The sequence below is a fragment of the Dysgonomonas sp. 521 genome (assembly GCF_010501055.1).
GTDB lineage: Bacteria > Bacteroidota > Bacteroidia > Bacteroidales > Dysgonomonadaceae > Dysgonomonas.
On record NZ_QVMO01000012.1, the window covers coordinates 24,447 to 42,114 of the forward strand.

14 protein-coding genes and 1 tRNA gene are annotated in these 17,668 nt (G+C 41.7%); 6 read left to right on the plus strand and 9 right to left on the minus strand.

All coding sequences use genetic code 11. From position 1 onward, the window contains the following. Positions 1 to 13: 13 nt before the first annotated feature. The 6 genes from D0T84_RS05695 to D0T84_RS05720 form a co-directional block, all read right to left on the minus strand. Positions 14 to 964, minus strand: a complete 951-nt coding sequence (locus D0T84_RS05695; protein WP_163306882.1) for a glycosyltransferase family 2 protein — start codon at positions 962 to 964, stop codon at positions 14 to 16. A 44-nt stretch (positions 965 to 1,008) separates the two neighbouring features. Then, positions 1,009 to 1,563: a DUF4199 domain-containing protein gene (locus tag D0T84_RS05700; protein WP_163306883.1), complete on the minus strand. Its 555-nt coding sequence runs from the start codon at positions 1,561 to 1,563 to the stop codon at positions 1,009 to 1,011. Positions 1,564 to 1,673: 110 nt separating this feature from the next. Further along, positions 1,674 to 2,954 carry a hypothetical protein gene (locus D0T84_RS05705; protein ID WP_163306884.1) on the minus strand — a complete coding sequence of 427 codons (1,281 nt, stop codon included), beginning with the start codon at positions 2,952 to 2,954 and terminating at the stop codon, positions 1,674 to 1,676. A gap of 144 nt (positions 2,955 to 3,098) precedes the next feature. Further along, a complete protein-coding gene (lon, locus tag D0T84_RS05710; protein WP_163306885.1) occupies positions 3,099 to 5,585 on the minus strand; it encodes an endopeptidase La in 2,487 nt (828 codons plus the stop codon). Between the two features lie 430 nt (positions 5,586 to 6,015). Continuing rightward, positions 6,016 to 6,759, minus strand: coding sequence for a UDP-2,3-diacylglucosamine diphosphatase (locus D0T84_RS05715; RefSeq protein ID WP_370525445.1), 744 nt, complete (start codon positions 6,757 to 6,759; stop codon positions 6,016 to 6,018). Between the two features lie 73 nt (positions 6,760 to 6,832). Further along, positions 6,833 to 7,147: a metal-sulfur cluster assembly factor gene (locus D0T84_RS05720; RefSeq protein WP_163306889.1), complete on the minus strand. Its 315-nt coding sequence runs from the start codon at positions 7,145 to 7,147 to the stop codon at positions 6,833 to 6,835. Positions 7,148 to 7,627: 480 nt separating this feature from the next. On the opposite strand from D0T84_RS05720, the gene D0T84_RS05725 reads away from it, so the two are divergent. The 6 genes from D0T84_RS05725 (at position 7,628) to D0T84_RS05750 (ending at position 13,993) form a co-directional block, all read left to right on the plus strand. Beyond that, positions 7,628 to 8,329: a Crp/Fnr family transcriptional regulator gene (locus tag D0T84_RS05725; protein ID WP_163306891.1), complete on the plus strand. Its 702-nt coding sequence runs from the start codon at positions 7,628 to 7,630 to the stop codon at positions 8,327 to 8,329. Further along, positions 8,326 to 9,834 carry a GH3 auxin-responsive promoter family protein gene (locus tag D0T84_RS05730; protein WP_163306893.1) on the plus strand — a complete coding sequence of 503 codons (1,509 nt, stop codon included), beginning with the start codon at positions 8,326 to 8,328 and terminating at the stop codon, positions 9,832 to 9,834. Before D0T84_RS05725 ends, D0T84_RS05730 begins: the two co-directional genes overlap by 4 nt. A 113-nt stretch (positions 9,835 to 9,947) precedes the next feature. Next, positions 9,948 to 10,757: a hypothetical protein gene (locus tag D0T84_RS05735; protein WP_163306895.1), complete on the plus strand. Its 810-nt coding sequence runs from the start codon at positions 9,948 to 9,950 to the stop codon at positions 10,755 to 10,757. A gap of 364 nt (positions 10,758 to 11,121) precedes the next feature. Further along, a tRNA-OTHER gene (locus D0T84_RS05740) sits at positions 11,122 to 11,225 on the plus strand. 233 nt (positions 11,226 to 11,458) lie between these two features. Further along, a complete protein-coding gene (locus D0T84_RS05745; RefSeq protein ID WP_163306897.1) occupies positions 11,459 to 13,000 on the plus strand; it encodes a hypothetical protein in 1,542 nt (513 codons plus the stop codon). 9 nt (positions 13,001 to 13,009) lie between these two features. Continuing rightward, positions 13,010 to 13,993 carry a glycosyltransferase family 2 protein gene (locus tag D0T84_RS05750; RefSeq protein WP_163306899.1) on the plus strand — a complete coding sequence of 328 codons (984 nt, stop codon included), beginning with the start codon at positions 13,010 to 13,012 and terminating at the stop codon, positions 13,991 to 13,993. A 54-nt stretch (positions 13,994 to 14,047) separates the two neighbouring features. Here D0T84_RS05750 and pgl read toward each other — a convergent pair whose 3' ends face one another. From pgl to gnd, 3 genes are all read right to left on the minus strand, one after another. Beyond that, positions 14,048 to 14,773, minus strand: coding sequence for a 6-phosphogluconolactonase (gene pgl / locus D0T84_RS05755; protein ID WP_163306901.1), 726 nt, complete (start codon positions 14,771 to 14,773; stop codon positions 14,048 to 14,050). Next, on the minus strand, positions 14,770 to 16,305 hold the full coding sequence (gene zwf / locus D0T84_RS05760; RefSeq protein ID WP_185155695.1) for a glucose-6-phosphate dehydrogenase: 1,536 nt from the start codon (positions 16,303 to 16,305) through the stop codon (positions 14,770 to 14,772). Before zwf ends, pgl begins: the two co-directional genes overlap by 4 nt. Positions 16,306 to 16,536: 231 nt before the next feature. Further along, entirely contained in the window at positions 16,537 to 17,433 is an 897-nt protein-coding gene (gene gnd, locus D0T84_RS05765) for a phosphogluconate dehydrogenase (NAD(+)-dependent, decarboxylating) (protein ID WP_163306905.1), read from the minus strand. Positions 17,434 to 17,668 lie beyond the last annotated feature (235 nt).

Sequence of the window (17,668 nt, forward strand, 5' to 3'; positions counted from 1 at the left end):
GGGGGTGCCGTTTTTACAGTTCCTCTTCTATCTTATAGTTATTCCTGTCGCTCGAACTGCGGGAAACAATTTCTCCGAGGAATCCCGCAAGAAAAAGCTGTGTGCCCAGTATCATCATCGTCAGGGCAATATAGAAGTATGGAGAGCTGGTAACAAGCGGATGGGCTATACCGTTGCTCATCGCGTATAACTTACTGGCTCCCACTATAATGGCAGCTATAAACCCGAAAAAGAACATGACCGTACCCCACAGGCCGAAGAAGTGCATCGGCTTGCGTCCGAATACGGATAAGAACCAGAGAGTGAGCAGGTCAAGATAGCCATTCACAAAACGGCTTAGCCCCGCAAATTTGCTTTTGCCATACTTGCGTGCCTGATGATGTACTTCTTTCTCCGTTATTTTTGTAAATCCTGCAATCTTTGCCAGATAAGGGATATAACGGTGCATATCGTTGTATATCTCAATGCTCTTTACTACATCTTTGCGGTACGATTTCAGCCCGCAGTTGAAGTCGTGCAGCTTTACGCCCGATACTTTCCGTGCAGTAGCGTTGAACAGCTTGGTAGGTATGGTTTTCGATATGGGGTCGTAACGCTTTTTCTTCCATCCCGATACCAGGTCGTAGCCGTCTTCCTTTATCATCCTGTACAGTTCGGGTATTTCGTCCGGACTATCCTGCAAGTCGGCATCCATAGTGATAACGACATCGCCTATAGCCCTTTTAAATGCGCAGTGTAACGCAGGAGATTTGCCGTAATTGCGGCGGAAACGGATCGCTTTTACGTTTTCATCGGATTTTTTCAGCTCACAGATTATATCCCATGAATGGTCTTTACTGCCATCATCTACAAAGATGATTTCGTAAGAAAAACCGTTTTCGTCCATCACCCTCTTTATCCAGGCATATAGCTCGCCAAGCGATTCTTCCTCATTATACAAAGGTATTACAACAGATATATTCATAGGTACATCAAGTAACGGATAGAATTAAAAAAACATTACCAATATTATAACTTACCCTTATTTATTTTCACTACAAAGTTTAAAACAAAACTGAGGAAAAATCCTAAGAGTATATTTTTTACAAATTCGATCGCAATATAAAAGAGTTTATTAGAATACAGAACAGTAACGATCTCTTTTGCCTGTTCAAAGTTAGTCTCAGTGCCTATTCTGGGCATGACTTCTATACTTTTCATCAGTGGCTCTATCATACGGTTGAAATACGCGGGATCGATAAACTGATAATGGGCGAACATCATGGCACCCTCCAGGAATGACGCATAAAAGCATGTCATAACGGTAAATATAATGCATTCCCACGCCCCTTTGGGATTATCAGGGTCTGACGTCTTAAACTTGTAGTAGAACATATAGACAATCAGCAACGTAACGATATTGAGCAGATAGAATAAAAACGCAAACCTGTCTGAAATACCGATACCTGCCACAATAAGGAAGAGATACCTTACTACCCAGAATGCACCCAGCAACAGGCCGTAATGCATTGCATACCTGTTGATCACAGAGAAATTCTCACCAAGACTTTGATTATTTGCCATAAGTGATGCAAATGTAAGAAAAAGTAAAGAATTATGGATTAAGAGTTATGAATAAAACACCCCAGCCTTACCCTCCCCAAAAGGGAGGGTAAGGCTGGGAGGGGGTGTCCTCACTCCTGTCCTACAGCAAATCCGTTGGCAAAGAATATGCCGTTACCATCCAGTTCCAGAGTGTAGGTGTTAAAAGTACGATTGTCCGTGCTGTCGAAATATTCTATCGAATCTATCTTTTTCTTCCGTAGTTTCCTATCTACTTTCGAAAACCTGTATAATATAGTGCTGGTATCCAGCTCGTCTATTTTTACTCCGGCATATCTCTTGTAGTTTGCTGTTGCAGACGGATTGGCCGAAACCCACCCGGTAATGCTGTAGACCGGATGGTCGGCTGTCAGGGTCAGTGTAAGCTTCTTATTCAGTTCGTAGTGTATCGTGATCATCTCCGATGCCGAATGTTGTGCCGAATGGATCTTTACAACCCTCTGCAATTCATCTCTTTTTTTCACAGGATTCCACACCAGTACTTTCTGGCCTACCTTTATCTTCTCTATGGCCAGCTCCTTCATGTCGTCCATCATTATCTTCGTACCTTCCGCCAGGCAATGTACATCCATGCCATCGAATGTGATTTCACTGATAGCCGTATCGTCATACTTATCGCCTTTATACACCTCGCTTATCATCATCTTGAGGCGTACAGGAGGCATATTGTCATCGTATTGGGATACGCCGCCCGCTCCTTTGCGGTTTGGTATAGGGTGGGGTAAATCAAACTGTTGTAGGTCGCGGGTATCGGCCAGGCTGACTACCATCAGCAGCTTATCGTTTTCATACACATTCAGCGTTTTTACCCGCGAATTGTTTTTCCATGTAGCCGCGTTTTTATTATACCCGTTCGATATGGTAACACTTGTCGCGCGGGGCGCATTATAGTCGAATGTGAATTCTACATATTCGCCTATGCCATATCCCTTTACACCTTCTACCCATGCCGTGCGCACATCATCGTCGCCTATCGACTCCGCGGTGTAGACATTGCCGCCCTGTGAGGCTAAAGAGGAAGATACCTTCGTGTCGTAGTGCGCGCCGCAGTACCAACTGCATCCGGGGCCTATTACGCTCCAGGCTGCTTCCATGTCGTTATATCCCTCGGGATAATAAGGGTCGTACTTTTTCATTAGCCTTATCTCTTCCTTATTCAGGCTTTCAAGGTTCTTATTCCCTTCGTTCAGATTGTCTATCAACTGTACATATTTATTATAATCGGGAGACTCTCCGTCAAATGCTGTATTTTCCAGTATTTTAGCTTTAACGGTTTCTACTGTTTGAGCAGATGTGATGCTACAGGCAAGAATTGTGACCAGTAATAAAATAAGGCTTCTTATCGGTTTCATATTGGCATTATTTAGTAGAGTTTGTTTTGCTGCAAAAATACAAATTAAAATAAAAAAGTGCAAATCGCCATGATTTGCACTTGGTTATCTATGAATTGAATTAGAGCCTGTTTAAAATTTATTCCGCAGGGCAAAAGCAGTTACTTAGTTCGCTTTCTCTTTTTCTTCTTTAACACTGAGGTCTAAAGGGTCTTTTACTTTTTCTTTCAGCAGGGCTATGTCCAATACCTGTTTGATATCGTCCACATAGTGGAAAGTAAGGCCTTTCAGGTAAAGGGGCTTTATTTCTTCTATATCTTTCTTATTCTCTTTACATAAAATCAACTCCTTTATTCCGGCACGCTTGGCAGCAAGTATCTTCTCACGGATACCTCCCACAGGCAACACTTTGCCACGCAGGGTTATTTCTCCGGTCATAGCCAGGTTTGACCTTACTTTGCGCTGGGTAAATGCCGAGGCCAGCGAGGTCACCATGGTTATACCGGCAGACGGCCCGTCTTTCGGTATGGCTCCCTCCGGTACGTGTACATGCACATTCCAGTTTTCAAAGATTTTTTCGTCTATGCCAAGCAGCTGCTGCCCATGCGAGTGAAGGTACTCTAATGCAAGTACGGCCGACTCTTTCATCACTTCTCCCAGATTTCCGGTCAGGGTCAGCTTGCTTCCCTTTCCTTTGCTCAGGGATGTTTCGATGAATAGGATTTCGCCGCCAACCGAAGTCCATGCCAGTCCCGTAACCACACCCGCGTAATCATTGCCCTGGTACTGGTCTTTGGTATATTCCACAGCGCCGAGGTATTCGTGCAAGTCTTCCGGATCTATTACTTTTTTGTATTCTTCTTCGGAAGCTACCTTACGTGCTACTTTACGCATTATTTTGGCTATCTTCTTATCCAGTTCGCGCACGCCGGATTCACGGGTATAGCTTTCTACTATTTTCTCTATCGTCTTTTTAGGTATCTCGATGGCATTCTTCGCCAGTCCATGATTCTCCAGTTGTTTTGGTATCAGGTGGCGGCGGGCTATCTCTATCTTTTCTTCGATGATGTATCCGCTCACATCTATCAGCTCCATACGATCCAGCAATGGCTGGGAGATTGTAGAGAGGTTGTTTGCCGTAGCAAGGAACATCACTTTCGACAAGTCGTAATCGATATTCAGGTAATTGTCGTGGAAAGTCGAATTTTGTTCAGGATCTAATACTTCCAGCAAGGCGGAAGAAGGATCTCCTTTGAAGTCGTTCCCTATCTTATCTATCTCATCCAGTACGAATACGGGATTTGACGAACCTGCTTTCAATATATTCTGAACAATACGTCCGGGCATGGCGCCAATATAGGTACGGCGGTGTCCGCGTATCTCCGATTCGTCGTGCAATCCACCCAGAGAAACACGTACATATTTCCTGTTCAGAGCCTTCGCTACGGATTTCCCCAAAGATGTTTTACCTACTCCCGGAGGGCCATACAGGCAGATAATGGGCGATTTGAGATCGCCTTTGAGTTTCAATACGGCCAGATGCTCGATAATACGCTCTTTTACCTTTTCCAGCCCGAAGTGATCCTGATCCAATACTTTTTGCGCATTTTTCAGGTTGAAATTATCTTTGGTGTATTCGCCCCAAGGCAAGTCGAGCATTGTTTCGATATAGGTGTACTGCGTAGAGTAGTCGGGAGACTGGGGGTGCAGGCGTTCCAGCTTGCTCATCTCCTTTTCGAAGATAGCCGCCACATCCTTACTCCATTTCTTCCTGGCTGCCTTTAGCTTGAAATCCTCCAGGTCGGCTTGTTGCGGGTTTCCGCCAAGTTCGTCCTGAATGGTTTTTATCTGCTGCTGAAGGAAGTATTCTTTTTGTTGCTGGTTCAGCTCTTCACGGGTTTTCATCTGTATATTGAGCTTCATCTCCATCATCTGCGTTTCGCGGTTCAGGATAACAAGTAAGCGATAAGCACGCTCCTTGTCGTCGTCCACTTCGAGAAGCGCCTGTTTTTCAGAGCCCGAAACAGGCAGGTTTGCACAGCAATAGTTAACCAGCACCGAAGATACGACATCTGACTTCAAACGTTGTATAAACTCTTTCGGTGGTTCGCCATACATACGCAACATCTGAATCATCATGTCGCGGATCGAATCCAGCAAGGCCTTGTATTCCGTATCGTTTTTAAGGACAGGAACACCTTCCTTTATTTCGTAACGCCCTTTCAGGAATGGCTCGGTTTGTGTCAATTCTGTCAGGCGGAAACGTTTCTTTCCCTGAAAGATGACAGTTATATTTTCGTCGTCGGGCAACTCAATAACCCGTATAATCTCGCCAATGACACCCATCGAATACAGGTCGCTTAATTCAGGGTCTTCATTTTCTGCGTCTTTTTGGCAGACGAGCCCGACATATTTACCCCTCAGGCGGCTTACACTCTTTACCAGCTTCAGTGATTTTCTCCGGGCGATAGATATAGGCATACTCGTTCCCGGAAAAATTACCGTATTGCGAAGCGGCAGAATGGCTAATTCCTCCTTAAGGTCTTTTTCGTTTATATAGCAATCCCCGTCATCGAAGTCATTGGATATGATTGAAATAACAGGTTCGCTATTATCTTCGAGTCCGAGTAAATCTTTCTTTTTATTAAACATATTTAAATACCTTGTTTTTATTGAATTATAATCCCTTAATGAAAAGGGCTGTAAAAATACAGATTATTAAGTAACTTTACTTGTATATATAACAAAATTTATGCCACAAATGGTTATCGATTTTTTAAATGGCTGATATAAAGTAAAGATGCATTGGTCAATACATTACTTTATCCATATTCTTGATATACTCATGCTGCGCATTGAAGAATGAAACCTGAAGCATCTCGTTCGATTGAGTAATCAGAGCCGAATATTTTTCAGAGATTTGAGCCTCTAATCCGGCGATAAGCCGACTCCCGGCTCAGATCGAGCAGTTCCATAAGATATGAGACCGGAGTCATATTATTAGGTACTGAAAGCAGTATTCTGGATATCAGTTTTTGATTTAGAGTCTGTTTAAATTTTGCTATAAAATTTAAACAGTTTCTCAATCTTCGAAGACTTCCAATGAAAAATTGTCGCCATCATATACTCCATAAGAAAAGAACTTTATCCAATCTCCCAGAATAACAATACGGCTCGATGCCGACAGCATCAGGTCGAGCATTATATGACGATGCCCGAAAACAAAGAAATTGATGTTAGGAGCCAGCCCCAAGTGTTTTTTAGCATATAGTACCAGATGCTCCTTGTCTTCTCCAAAGTAGTCCGGCATCTCGTCATTCTCGCGGTTATGGTTCGACCACCATTGCGCGAAGCCTACCGTCCAGCGGGGATGGATAGCGGCATAGGCCACCCGGCATATCTTGTTATGAAAGACAGCGCGCAGCACCTTGAACGACAAAGAATCGTCACCCAGCCCATCGCCATGTGCCAAAAAGAATTTCTTGCCATAAATCTCCCTGACCAACGGCTGTGTATGTACGATCATACCACATTCCTTTTGCAGGTAATCCGTTACCCATATATCATGGTTCCCGATGAAGAAATGCACTTCGATACCCATATCCGTCAGCTCGGCTACTTTCCCCAGAAAACGTACAAAACCACGCGGAACGACATTCCTGTATTCGAACCAATAGTCGAAGATATCTCCCAACAGGAAGATAGTCTGCGCGTCTTCTTTTACCATGTCGAGCCAGCGGCACAGCTTCCTTTCCACTTCATGCTGCGGGAAATAACTGTCTTTAATCTTTACTGACGGCAATGTCATCATCTGCTGCTTTACCATCGTTTTCTTATGGTAAGCAGAGCCTAAATGTACATCGGATAAAAAATAAACCTTCTTCCCCACCCTCTGCCTTTTATAAGAATCCTAATTCAAGCTTCGCTTCCTCGCTTAGCATATCCTTGTTCCACTGAGGCTCGAATGTAAGGTTTACAATCACATTGTTTACCCCCGGTACCGACTCGATTTTATACCTCACATCTTCGAGTATAAAGTCGGCTGCCGGACAATTAGGCGCGGTCAGGGTCATTGTGATTGTCGCATTTTTATCATCATCGATCTCCACTTCGTAAATAAGGCCCAGATCGTATATATTGACAGGTATTTCAGGGTCGTAAACCGTTTTCAGCATGTTTACTATTTTACCCTCCAATTCTAATAAATTACTCATAAATCTGTTTTTTGTATCTGTTATAAACGTTATTCTTCGATGATAGTTTATAATCACTCTACATTGAGTTGCAAAAGTAATGAAAAAAGATGATTATCCGAACAGTACCCCATCCATGTAGTGTACAAAATTGGTAACCCTTGTCGTAAATGAGGCTGCTTGCCTAAACCGGCGCGCAACATTGTGCCTGATACGGATTACTTGCCCGTTATTATCGTTTCGAGGAAGAACCAACGGTCACAGGAGCGAAGCGTATGTAAATAAGCATCTCTAAAACATCTCTAAAAATTGGAACGAATAAAATTTAAACAGTTACTCAAGAAAACAAAGCTTTTTTCGGCAGGCTGACCCAAAATAAGAAAGCATCCGAAACTTTTTCTTCGTAAAAAGGAAGGAATGCGTTAAAAATATGTTTTGCAACATGTTTTATAATAATTTTTTTTTAACTTTGCTAATAGATATTTTACATTATCAGTTTGTATGGTGGCAGAGAGTAGTAATGTTATTAGTTTGTCGGAAAGTATTCCTGAAATATGGAATCTGTTAACAGACAAAGAACAATCCCTGATTGCAACAAATGCAAGGATTATGGACTTCAAAAAAAATGAAGTAATATACAGGGAAGGGGAAATTCCGATGGAATTGATGTGCCTGTGTAAAGGTAAGGTAAAAATATATAAAGACGGTGTAGGGGGGCGAAGTCAGATTATACGCATGATACGGCCGACACAATACTTCGGTTACCGTGCTTTTTTTGCAAACCAACCTTATGTGACGGCGGCATCAGCCTTTGAGCCTTCTACCATTTGTTTCATCCCAATGAATCTTATCAACGAAATCGTTTCCTCCAATTCCGGACTCGGATTATTCTTCATACGCGAACTGTCTACAGATTTGGGTATTGCCGACGAAAGAGTTGTAAACCTGACCCAAAAACATATCCGCGGACGACTGGCCGAATCATTGATCTTCCTTATCGAGAACTACGGGCTGGAAGAAGATGGGGCTACCATCAGTATCTACCTCTCGCGCGAAGATCTTGCGAACCTGTCAAATATGACGACCTCGAACGCCATCCGTACGCTATCAACCTTTGTTGATGAGCACATTATCACACTGGACGGGCGAAAAATAAAAATCATAGATGAAGAAAAGCTCCGGAAAATAAGTAAAATCGGATGATTACCCGAATCGCTCATAAGTATCTGGACTACCAGTACAGAGAGGTGGACAGGTTTATAAACCACCCCATAAAAACACAAGAGAAGATACTCGACTATCTGCTCAGGAATGGTGAGCAAACACTTTTCGGACAACAATTCAACTTTTCAGGCATAAGGAACAAAGACGATTTCAGGAAACAAGTTCCCATTTTTCATTATGAGGATTTGCGCCCTTATCTGGATAAAATACTGGTAGACAAGCAACAAAACGTACTCTGGAACAAGCCTGTGAAATGGTTTGCCATGTCGTCGGGTACTACCGAAGACAAGAGTAAGTATATACCGGTCACTCAGGAATCGCTCACCAAAGGACATTACAAATGCGGAGAACAGATGCTTGCCATTTATGGCAGGGCAAACAAGGATGCCCGATTCTTCTTTGGTAAGACACTGGTTCTTGGCGGCAGCAAGCAGATAAATAATATAGGCGATGGTATCTTCACGGGAGATATCTCCGCCATCCTTATCAAGAACCTGTATTTCTGGGCAAAGTTCAGCCGTACACCCGAAAGTATATCTCTCCTGCCCGACTGGGAAACAAAGTTGCAGGCACTGACTGATTATGCCATCAGGAATGATGTCCGCGCATTTATGGGTGTACCATCATGGCTGCTTGTCCTGCTGAAGAAGATAAAAGCTGATACCGGACGCGAGCTGACCGATATATGGCCTAACCTGGAAGTATTCTTCCACGGCGGGGTCAGCTTCACCCCTTTCGAGGAACAGTATAAGAAGCTGATACAAAAGCCGGATATGTGGTATTGGGAAACCTATAACGCATCGGAAGGTTTCTTTGGCGTACAGTTTGAAGAAGGCTCAAAAGAAATGCTGCTGATGCTGGATAGCTGCATCTACTACGAATTTGTGCCCATGAGCGAATGGGATAAAGAGAGTCCTAAGACTCTGACGCTGGATGAAGTGGAAACCGGACAAAACTACGCCATCATAATCTCTACCAACGGAGGCCTGTGGCGGTATATGATAGGCGATACCATAGAGTTCACCTCCACAAATCCCTACCTGTTCCATATCACAGGACGTACCAAGAACTTCATCAATGCCTTTGGCGAGGAAATCATCATAGACAACGCCGAAAGAGCCTTGTCGGAAGCTTGTAAGGCTACAAGTGCGCAAATAACGGAGTATACGGCTGCCCCGGTCTACTTCGGCGATAATAATAATGGCGCTCACGAATGGCTGATAGAATTTGCCGTAGAACCCCACAGCCTCGAAAAGTTTGTTCAGACACTGGATGAAGCATTGAAGAAGGTAAACTCGGACTATGAGGCAAAACGGTCATACAACCTTTCGCTAAATCTGCCCATTGTAAGAAGCCTGGCGAAAGGCACTTTCAACGAATGGTTGAAATCAATCGGGAAGTTGGGTGGACAGAATAAGGTGCCGCGGCTGTCTAATAACAGGGATTATGTGGACAGGCTAAAAGCTTTTGCCGGACAGAAATAATCCCAAAGGATACTTTTCTCACGTCAAAAAAGCTAACTTTGCAGCTTACGGCTTTAGAAACCGTTTAGATTCACAAACAAAACAGAGTATTTAACCACTCAAAACTATTACATATGGAAAAGAAAGATAAAAAGAATCTGTTGCCTACACTACTGGCAAAAGTAGATACTACCTCCACCCGGTTCAGGGCGGCAATACAGGATTACCTGAAATTCTTTAAAGACTCGCAGGGCAGCTTCAAAGGCATAAAGAAAACCTATGCTCCACGTCCCGACACGATAGACGAACCTTCGGAACGCCAGAACAAGATAGTGGTTACCACCGTAAAGGAAAAACTGGACTGGTTTGTAGAAAATAACACAGAATACCTTCAGGATATATTAAACATAGAAGCTACCAATGCCACAGGTACAGCCAAAGCTGAACTGAAAGTAGGTGACAAATCCTTCGGGGAGCTTTCTTCACTGGAACTGTTGCGCCTTAAAGGTTTTTTGGAATCGGCCGATTTTGAGAAGATGTATGCGAATCTGCCAGTACGTTCCGACAGCGAGATCTGGACGAAATCGGAAAATGAAATGTACATAAACCGCGAAATATATGAAACTCCTTTGCAGAGCGGTATAAAGAAATCGACCGAAAAAGTGAGTTATATACTCGAAGACCCGAACCTGAGCAACCTGAAAAGTGCAGATGCATATAAGCCGCAGGTAGCTGTGAAAACAATACCAATCGAGCTGGGAGACTACACTATACAGAACTTCTCGGGAGAAACATCGCAACGCGAACGTGCCGAAATACTGCGCCGCCGCAGCGAATTGCTGACTGCAGTTGTTATTGCCCTGAAAGAAGCTAATAACGTAGAGATAGTGGAATCGAAATTCAGTGCGAAAGGCTTTTTTGAATACCTGCATACAGGAAAATAAAATACTTGACTTTAGCATGAGGCTCAGCATTAAGTTTATCCAATCCTAGATAGTAAGCATTAGTGTCGAAGTCAATAAGCTAAAGTTTAGCCTGATGTTAAGAATTTAGGTAAATCAACCCAATATTAGATGGAGGTTCGATTCCTCCTTCCCCCTCAAAAATGATTTAAAGATTTGGAATTTAAAGATTTCTAGATTAATTTTTAAATGATGAAACTTTAAATCTTTAAATAGAAATTCTGGGGGAATGGCAGAAATGGTTTATGCATAATATCGACTAGCTTCAGCATAAGTTTATCTAAATAATTCTTAAACCCAAAGGGGCAACATAGGAGATTTTGTTGCCCTTTTACATCTAGCCCACAGGCCCGTACGCAAATGGCATAGCGGCTTTCTCCTACCAGAAAATTGGAGAGAGTGGTATCGATTCTAGGAAGATATGTGGAGGTTCGAGTCCTTCCGGGCCTACAATGTAAAAGGATACATCTAAATATTATTAACCCACATTTTTATAAGAATTGCTTCCCCCTTGAATAGAGAGTGGTGATTAGTTCTGAAAAAATCATCAATAAGTTCATATGTTAAGGCTTTATTGTTATATTTGCAACGATTAAGGAGGAAATCTAAATTATATTATTGAGTCCAAATTACGTGTATTGATAATCAACTTATTACCTTAATGTAAGCTAATTCATGAAATTGTGAAAATTGATCGTCAACGTATTGTCCGTAATACAGGGATGTTATATATACGTCTGTTAGTAACTATAGTTGTAGGCCTATTTACTGTTCGCTTGCTTCTACAGGCGCTAGGTACAGAAGATTATGGTATATTCAACCTTGTTGCCGGACTGATTACATTATTCTCATTTGTTACAAGTTCGATGAATGCAGCCACAAATCGTTATCTGGCTTATGCTTTGGGAAAAGGTGATCATATTAGGTTCAATCAATTATTTAGTTTAACATTTATTGTATATGCAATTGCAGTATTAGGTGTTACAGTTATAGCAATACCTGTTGGATGGTGGTTGCTTAATTATCAATTGACTATTCCCGCAAACAGATTAGATGCTGCAAACTGGGTGTTTTTCTATTCAATCTGTACTTTTGCAATACGAATCTTTACCATACCATATATTTGTGCTATCAACTCTCATGAGCGAATGGGAGTTTATGCATGGATGAGTATTTTTGAATCAATACTTCGCCTGTTTGCTATAGTTGTGCTTTGGTATATTCCTTTCGATAAACTTTCAATATATGGTCTAATTATATTTTTTCAGGAGCTGCTTATATTCTTTATGTTTCGTATATATTGTATACATAAATTGGAAGGCTGCCGGTTTATTTTTTATTGGGACAAAACAACAGTTAAAGAGTTGTTTTCCTTTACGGGTTGGAACTTTCTGGGCAGCTTAACAGCAATGCTTCGCACCCAAGGTATAAATATTCTACTTAATATTTTCTTCGGCCCGATAGCAAATGCGGCCAAAGCAATCTCAGACCGTATAAATTCAGTAATCCAATCATTTATTGCAAACTATTACGCAGCTATCACACCTCAGATAACAAAACTTTATGCATCAAATGAAAAAGAACAAATGAAATTGCTAGCATATAAAAGTTCTAAATTTTCTTTTTTTTTGATGTGGGTTATGTCATTGCCCCTTATTTTAGAAACTCCATCTTTAATTAAATTGTGGTTAGGAACAACTTCTCCTCTCTGGAACAGTTTTACCCGGCTCACCTTACTCTTTCTAGTCTTATTAATTTTTGAACCTCCTATTACAAAAATGATAATGGCGATGGGACAGATACGCAACTATCAGAGTTGGGTTGCTATTATTACCTTACTTTCGCTGCCTATTTGTTATATATTATTTAGCATGGGTTATTCTCCTGAAACTTGTTTTTATGTATTGATTATCGTTTACATAATAGCATTTATCCCCCGGTTGCTCATTATGAAAAGAGATCTAGGTTTTTCTATTATGGAATATCTGGTTCAAGTTATAAGACCATCTTTACTTGTAGGTTTCATATCTATCTGGCCTCCTATAATCATACAGTATTTGCTACCTGACGATTCCTTTATAAATACAATATTAGTTGTAATAAGTGCAGTGTTCAGCATAACATTTTGCGCATTATTTATAGGTATGAATAACACAGAGCGGATATATATAAAAAGAACCGCATTACAGTACATAAACATCATAAAACATCATAAAACATCATAAAACATTATAATGATAAACTATAGCATCATAATACCCCACCTAAATATACCACAGCTACTTCAGCGTTGTTTAGATTCAATTCCTCGTCGCAAGGATGTCCAAATTATAGTAGTGGATGATAATAGCGACCCAGCAATCGTTGATTTTGAGAAGTTCCCGGGATTAAATGATGCATCAGTAGAATTGGTCTTTTCAAAAGAGGTAGATAAAGGAGCAGGATATGCCAGAAATATTGGAATGGAAAAAGCTATTGGCAAATGGGTACTTTTTGCCGACGCGGACGATTATTTTGTTGCTAACATGCTCGATATTTTAGATAGTTACAAGGATGAAGATATGGATATTTGTATCTTTAGACCTGGTTCTAAAGAGCCTGTCACTAAAAAAAGAATACTCGGTTATAATATTTATCTAGATGCATATTTTTCTGGAGATATAACAGAAAGGGATGTCGCATCTCTATATCCTGTACCATGGAGTAAAATGGTGTCAAGAGATTTTCTGCTGAAAGAAAATATAAAGTTTGAAGAAGTTCTTTTTAGTAATGATATATTATGGAGTACAAAAGTAGCAGTTTTTGCTCAAAAAATAATATGTTCAGATACTATTTTATATATTGTTACAGCTAGAAATGGAAGTCTTACTACTATTCGAACAAGGGAGGCTTTGCAAACCCGCTTTGAGGTATCTTTAAGGCGTAACTTATATGTACGATCGATTGGGGAAATAGAGCATGAAGCTCCTATAATGCATTCATGGCTTATTCCAACCATGCAAACTGATGTTTTCTTATTCTTTTCAATACTTGCTAAGATTTTGAAAAAAGGAATGATTCATTCAGGGAAAAGAAAACGTGAGATATTGTACAAAATGGATAAAAGGTTCAATAGACATTTTTATAAGCATCCATATCTCTATATCATTAGCGTGTTTCTTTTTGCCAGGCCTTGGAAAGTACTGAAAAAATATTGCAGACCAAATATTGGAGGTTAAAAAGCAAAAAAGGATGACCATCAGCCATCCTTTTTTATTATACTCTTTCCTTACTCACAGCAAACTTGCCGCATCCGCATCCAGGAACCAATACAGATACCCTTTCTTCGGATCTACCTTTGCGGCAGGATACTTATCCTGAAACTGATTTCTGTTCTTGATAATGTCTCTCACCTTTTCGGCTTTACCTTTTCCTGTAGCAAGGAACACGGTGTATTGCGCATTGTTGACTACCTGCCCGCTAAGGCTTACACGTTTCATCTTACTTTCGGGGTGCTCGCCTATCACGCAGATTTCTTTACTATCCCACAGAGACAACTGGTCGGGAAAAATAGAAACGGTATGGCCATCATCGCCCAGTCCCAGCATAATCACTTCGAAGCAAGGAAGGTTGCGGCGTTGCAGGACACGAGTTTCCAGTATCTTGCTATACCAGTCGGCTTCTTCCTCCGGTTCATTCTCTCCATGAATACGGTAGATGTTATTCTTAGGAATTTCGGGAACCTTGTCGAACAAATGGTCTTTTGTCATCCCATAGTTATTCATCACATTTTCGGGTGGCACGCAACGTTCGTCGCCCCAGAAGAAGAATAAACGGTTCCAGTCTATTTTATCTTTACAGTTTTCTGCCCAATAGTCAAACACGACCTTTGGTGTAGTTCCACCCGACAAAGCGATGTTAACACGCGGATATACATCCATTAACTTTTGAATGAATGCCGTAAAGCCCTCACTAAGGGCGGTAGCATCCGGATAGATGTTGATTTCTTCTTTTATCATAGTTCACAATATATGCCATCATCTGATAGGTTTTTACATGGGTACCGCCATGTCAGGTGTTTGCCTTCGATAAGGTCGTCGGCGCAATTCGGCCCCCACGATCCGGATGGATAGCCATGTAGCGGTGCATCAGGATTCTTTTCCCAGAAATCGAGCAAAGGCTGCACAAACTTCCATGTAGCTTCCAGTGCATCGCCTCGGATATATAGCGTAGAATCGCCTATCATACAATCGAGCAGCAAACGTTCGTATGCCTCAGGCAGATAGGTGTCCTGTAGCTGGGAATAATGGAAGTCCATATTTACATTTTTTACCTGATAACCGCTTCCCGGAACTTTCATCTTCGTTTTCAGCAGGAGGCCTTCATCAGGTTGTATGCGTATAACCAACTGGTTTTCCTCCTGACTTAAGTCTGCACTCTCAGGGAATAGCTTCTGCGGAGCAGGCTTGAAATGTATAACCACCTCTGATACTCGTGTAGGCAGGCGTTTTCCTGTGCGCACATAAAACGGCACGCCGCCCCAGCGCCAGTTGTCGATGAAGAGCTTCATAGCAACATAAGTTTCTGTACGGGAATCCGGGTCTACATCTTTTTCTTCACGGTAACCTTTGGCATACTTGCCTTTAATATTTGCAGCCATATATTGTCCGCGAATAACGTTCTTAAACAGATCATCGTTTGTCATAGGACGCAATGCCTGGAATACTTTCAGCTTCTCATTACGGATAGACACCGAGTCGATTGACATCGGCGGCTCCATCGCCACCAGAGCTACTACCTGCAACAGATGGTTCTGCACCATATCGCGCAATGCACCGGAGTGGTCATAGTAGCCTCCACGATTTTCCACTCCTATATTTTCAGCAGCAGTTATCTCCACATGACTGATATAATTCCTGTTCCAGAGCGGTTCGTAAATACCGTTAGCAAAGCGGGTTACCAGCATATTCTGCACCGTTTCCTTACCCAGATAGTGGTCGATACGGTATATCTGGTCTTCTTCATAATCCTGTTGCAGTGAAGCATTTAATTCTACCGCCGACTTGAGGTCGGTACCAAAAGGCTTTTCTATAATAATCCGTCTGAAGTTTCCCTCTTCCTTATTCAATCCCTGTTCTGCCAGAAATTTAGGCACGAGCGGATAAAGCGAGGGCGGTGTAGACAGGTAGAAAATATAATTACCATCCGTACCTGCCTCTCTATCCAGTTGTTCCAAACGGTCTTTCAGTTTGGAGTACTCTTCGCCATCATCCGTATTTATTGCAAGATAATGCAGCTTCTGAGAAAAAGCATTTAGTTCCTCATCCGAAGCATCTTTTGCTGTGGCGAATTGCCTGATACCGTCCTTCATCTTATCACGGAAGGTATCATCTGTAAACTGTGTACGCGCAACTCCCAGCACTGCAAAATTCTTTGGTAGCGAATTTTGCTTATGCAGGTCAAAGATAGCGGGTACCAGTTTCCTGTATGTCAGATCACCAGAGGCCCCGAAAATAATCAGAGCCTGGTTTTGAGTTGGTTTTGATTTCATTTGCCCCTCCAATCCTCCCCAGGGGAAGGTTTTAAATTAGCATTCATTATGAGCCTGTTTAAATTTTAGCGAAAATTTTATTATACCTTTTTCTTCGTTCATTTTTAGGCTGTTTTAGGCTGTTTTTTCCTTTCTCTCAACTCAACCAACGGTCACAGGAGCGAAGCGTATGTAAAAAAACATCTCTAAAACATCTCTAAAAATTTGAACGAATAAAATTTAAACAGTTTCTCAGTCTTTCTTGATCTCGTGTCCGCCAAACTGGTTACGCATAGCAGCAAGCAGTTTCATGGCATAAGAAGACTCCTGTCTCGATTCGAAGCGTGTAAAGAGTGAAGCTGTAATCACATGGGCAGGCACATCAAAGTCCATAGCCGTTTGCACTGTCCAGCGGCCTTCCCCGCTATCGGCTACATAGTCTTTTATTCCATCCAGGTTTTCATTTCCTTCCAGTGCGTTGCCAATCAGTTCGAGCAGCCATGAACGTACTACAGAACCCTGCATCCATACTTTCGATACTTTCTCTAGGTCTACCCCATATGGCGAGTTCTTCATTATCTCGAAACCTTCGGCATAAGCCTGCATCATACCATATTCGATACCATTGTGCACCATTTTCACCATATGTCCGGCTCCGCTTTCGCCACAACGCATATATCCATTCTCAGGGGCAAGGCTTTTAAAGATTGGCTCAGCAAAGTCACAGGCTTCTTTGTCGCCGCCATACATCAGGCAGTAACCGTTCTGAAGTCCCCATACGCCACCGCTGGTACCGCAGTCGAGATAATGGATTCCTTTTTCCTTTACCTTCTTGCCTCTTTCTACAGTTTCGCGCCAGTAGCTGTTTCCTCCGTCTACAATTATATCGTTCGGATTAAGTAATGTGAGCAGTTCGGCGATGTTTGCTTCCACCGGTTTGCCGGCAGGCACCATCAGCCATACCAGCTTGCGGCCTTCCAGTTTACTTACTAAGTCACTCAAGCTTGATGCAGCGATAGCTCCTTTGGCTGCCGCCTCGTCCACCTCTTTCTGGGTAAGGTTATATACTACGACTTCATGTCCGTGATTCAAAAGGCGTTCAACCATTTTGCCGCCCATCTTTCCTAATCCTACAAATCCAATTTTCATATTATGATATATTATTGTTTGTGATTTTATATAATTAACAAGCAAATGCCTGAAAAGTTAAATTCAAAACTATGCTAAGTTACAATTTTTATAATTAAGTATGTTAAATACATTCTATTATTATATTTATAGTTATGTATAAGAATTGGAGACCAGACATTTACCATAATACTATGTAGTATAAATTTATTCTATATCAACAATCAACGTATTATATTTATCTATAATTCTGTTT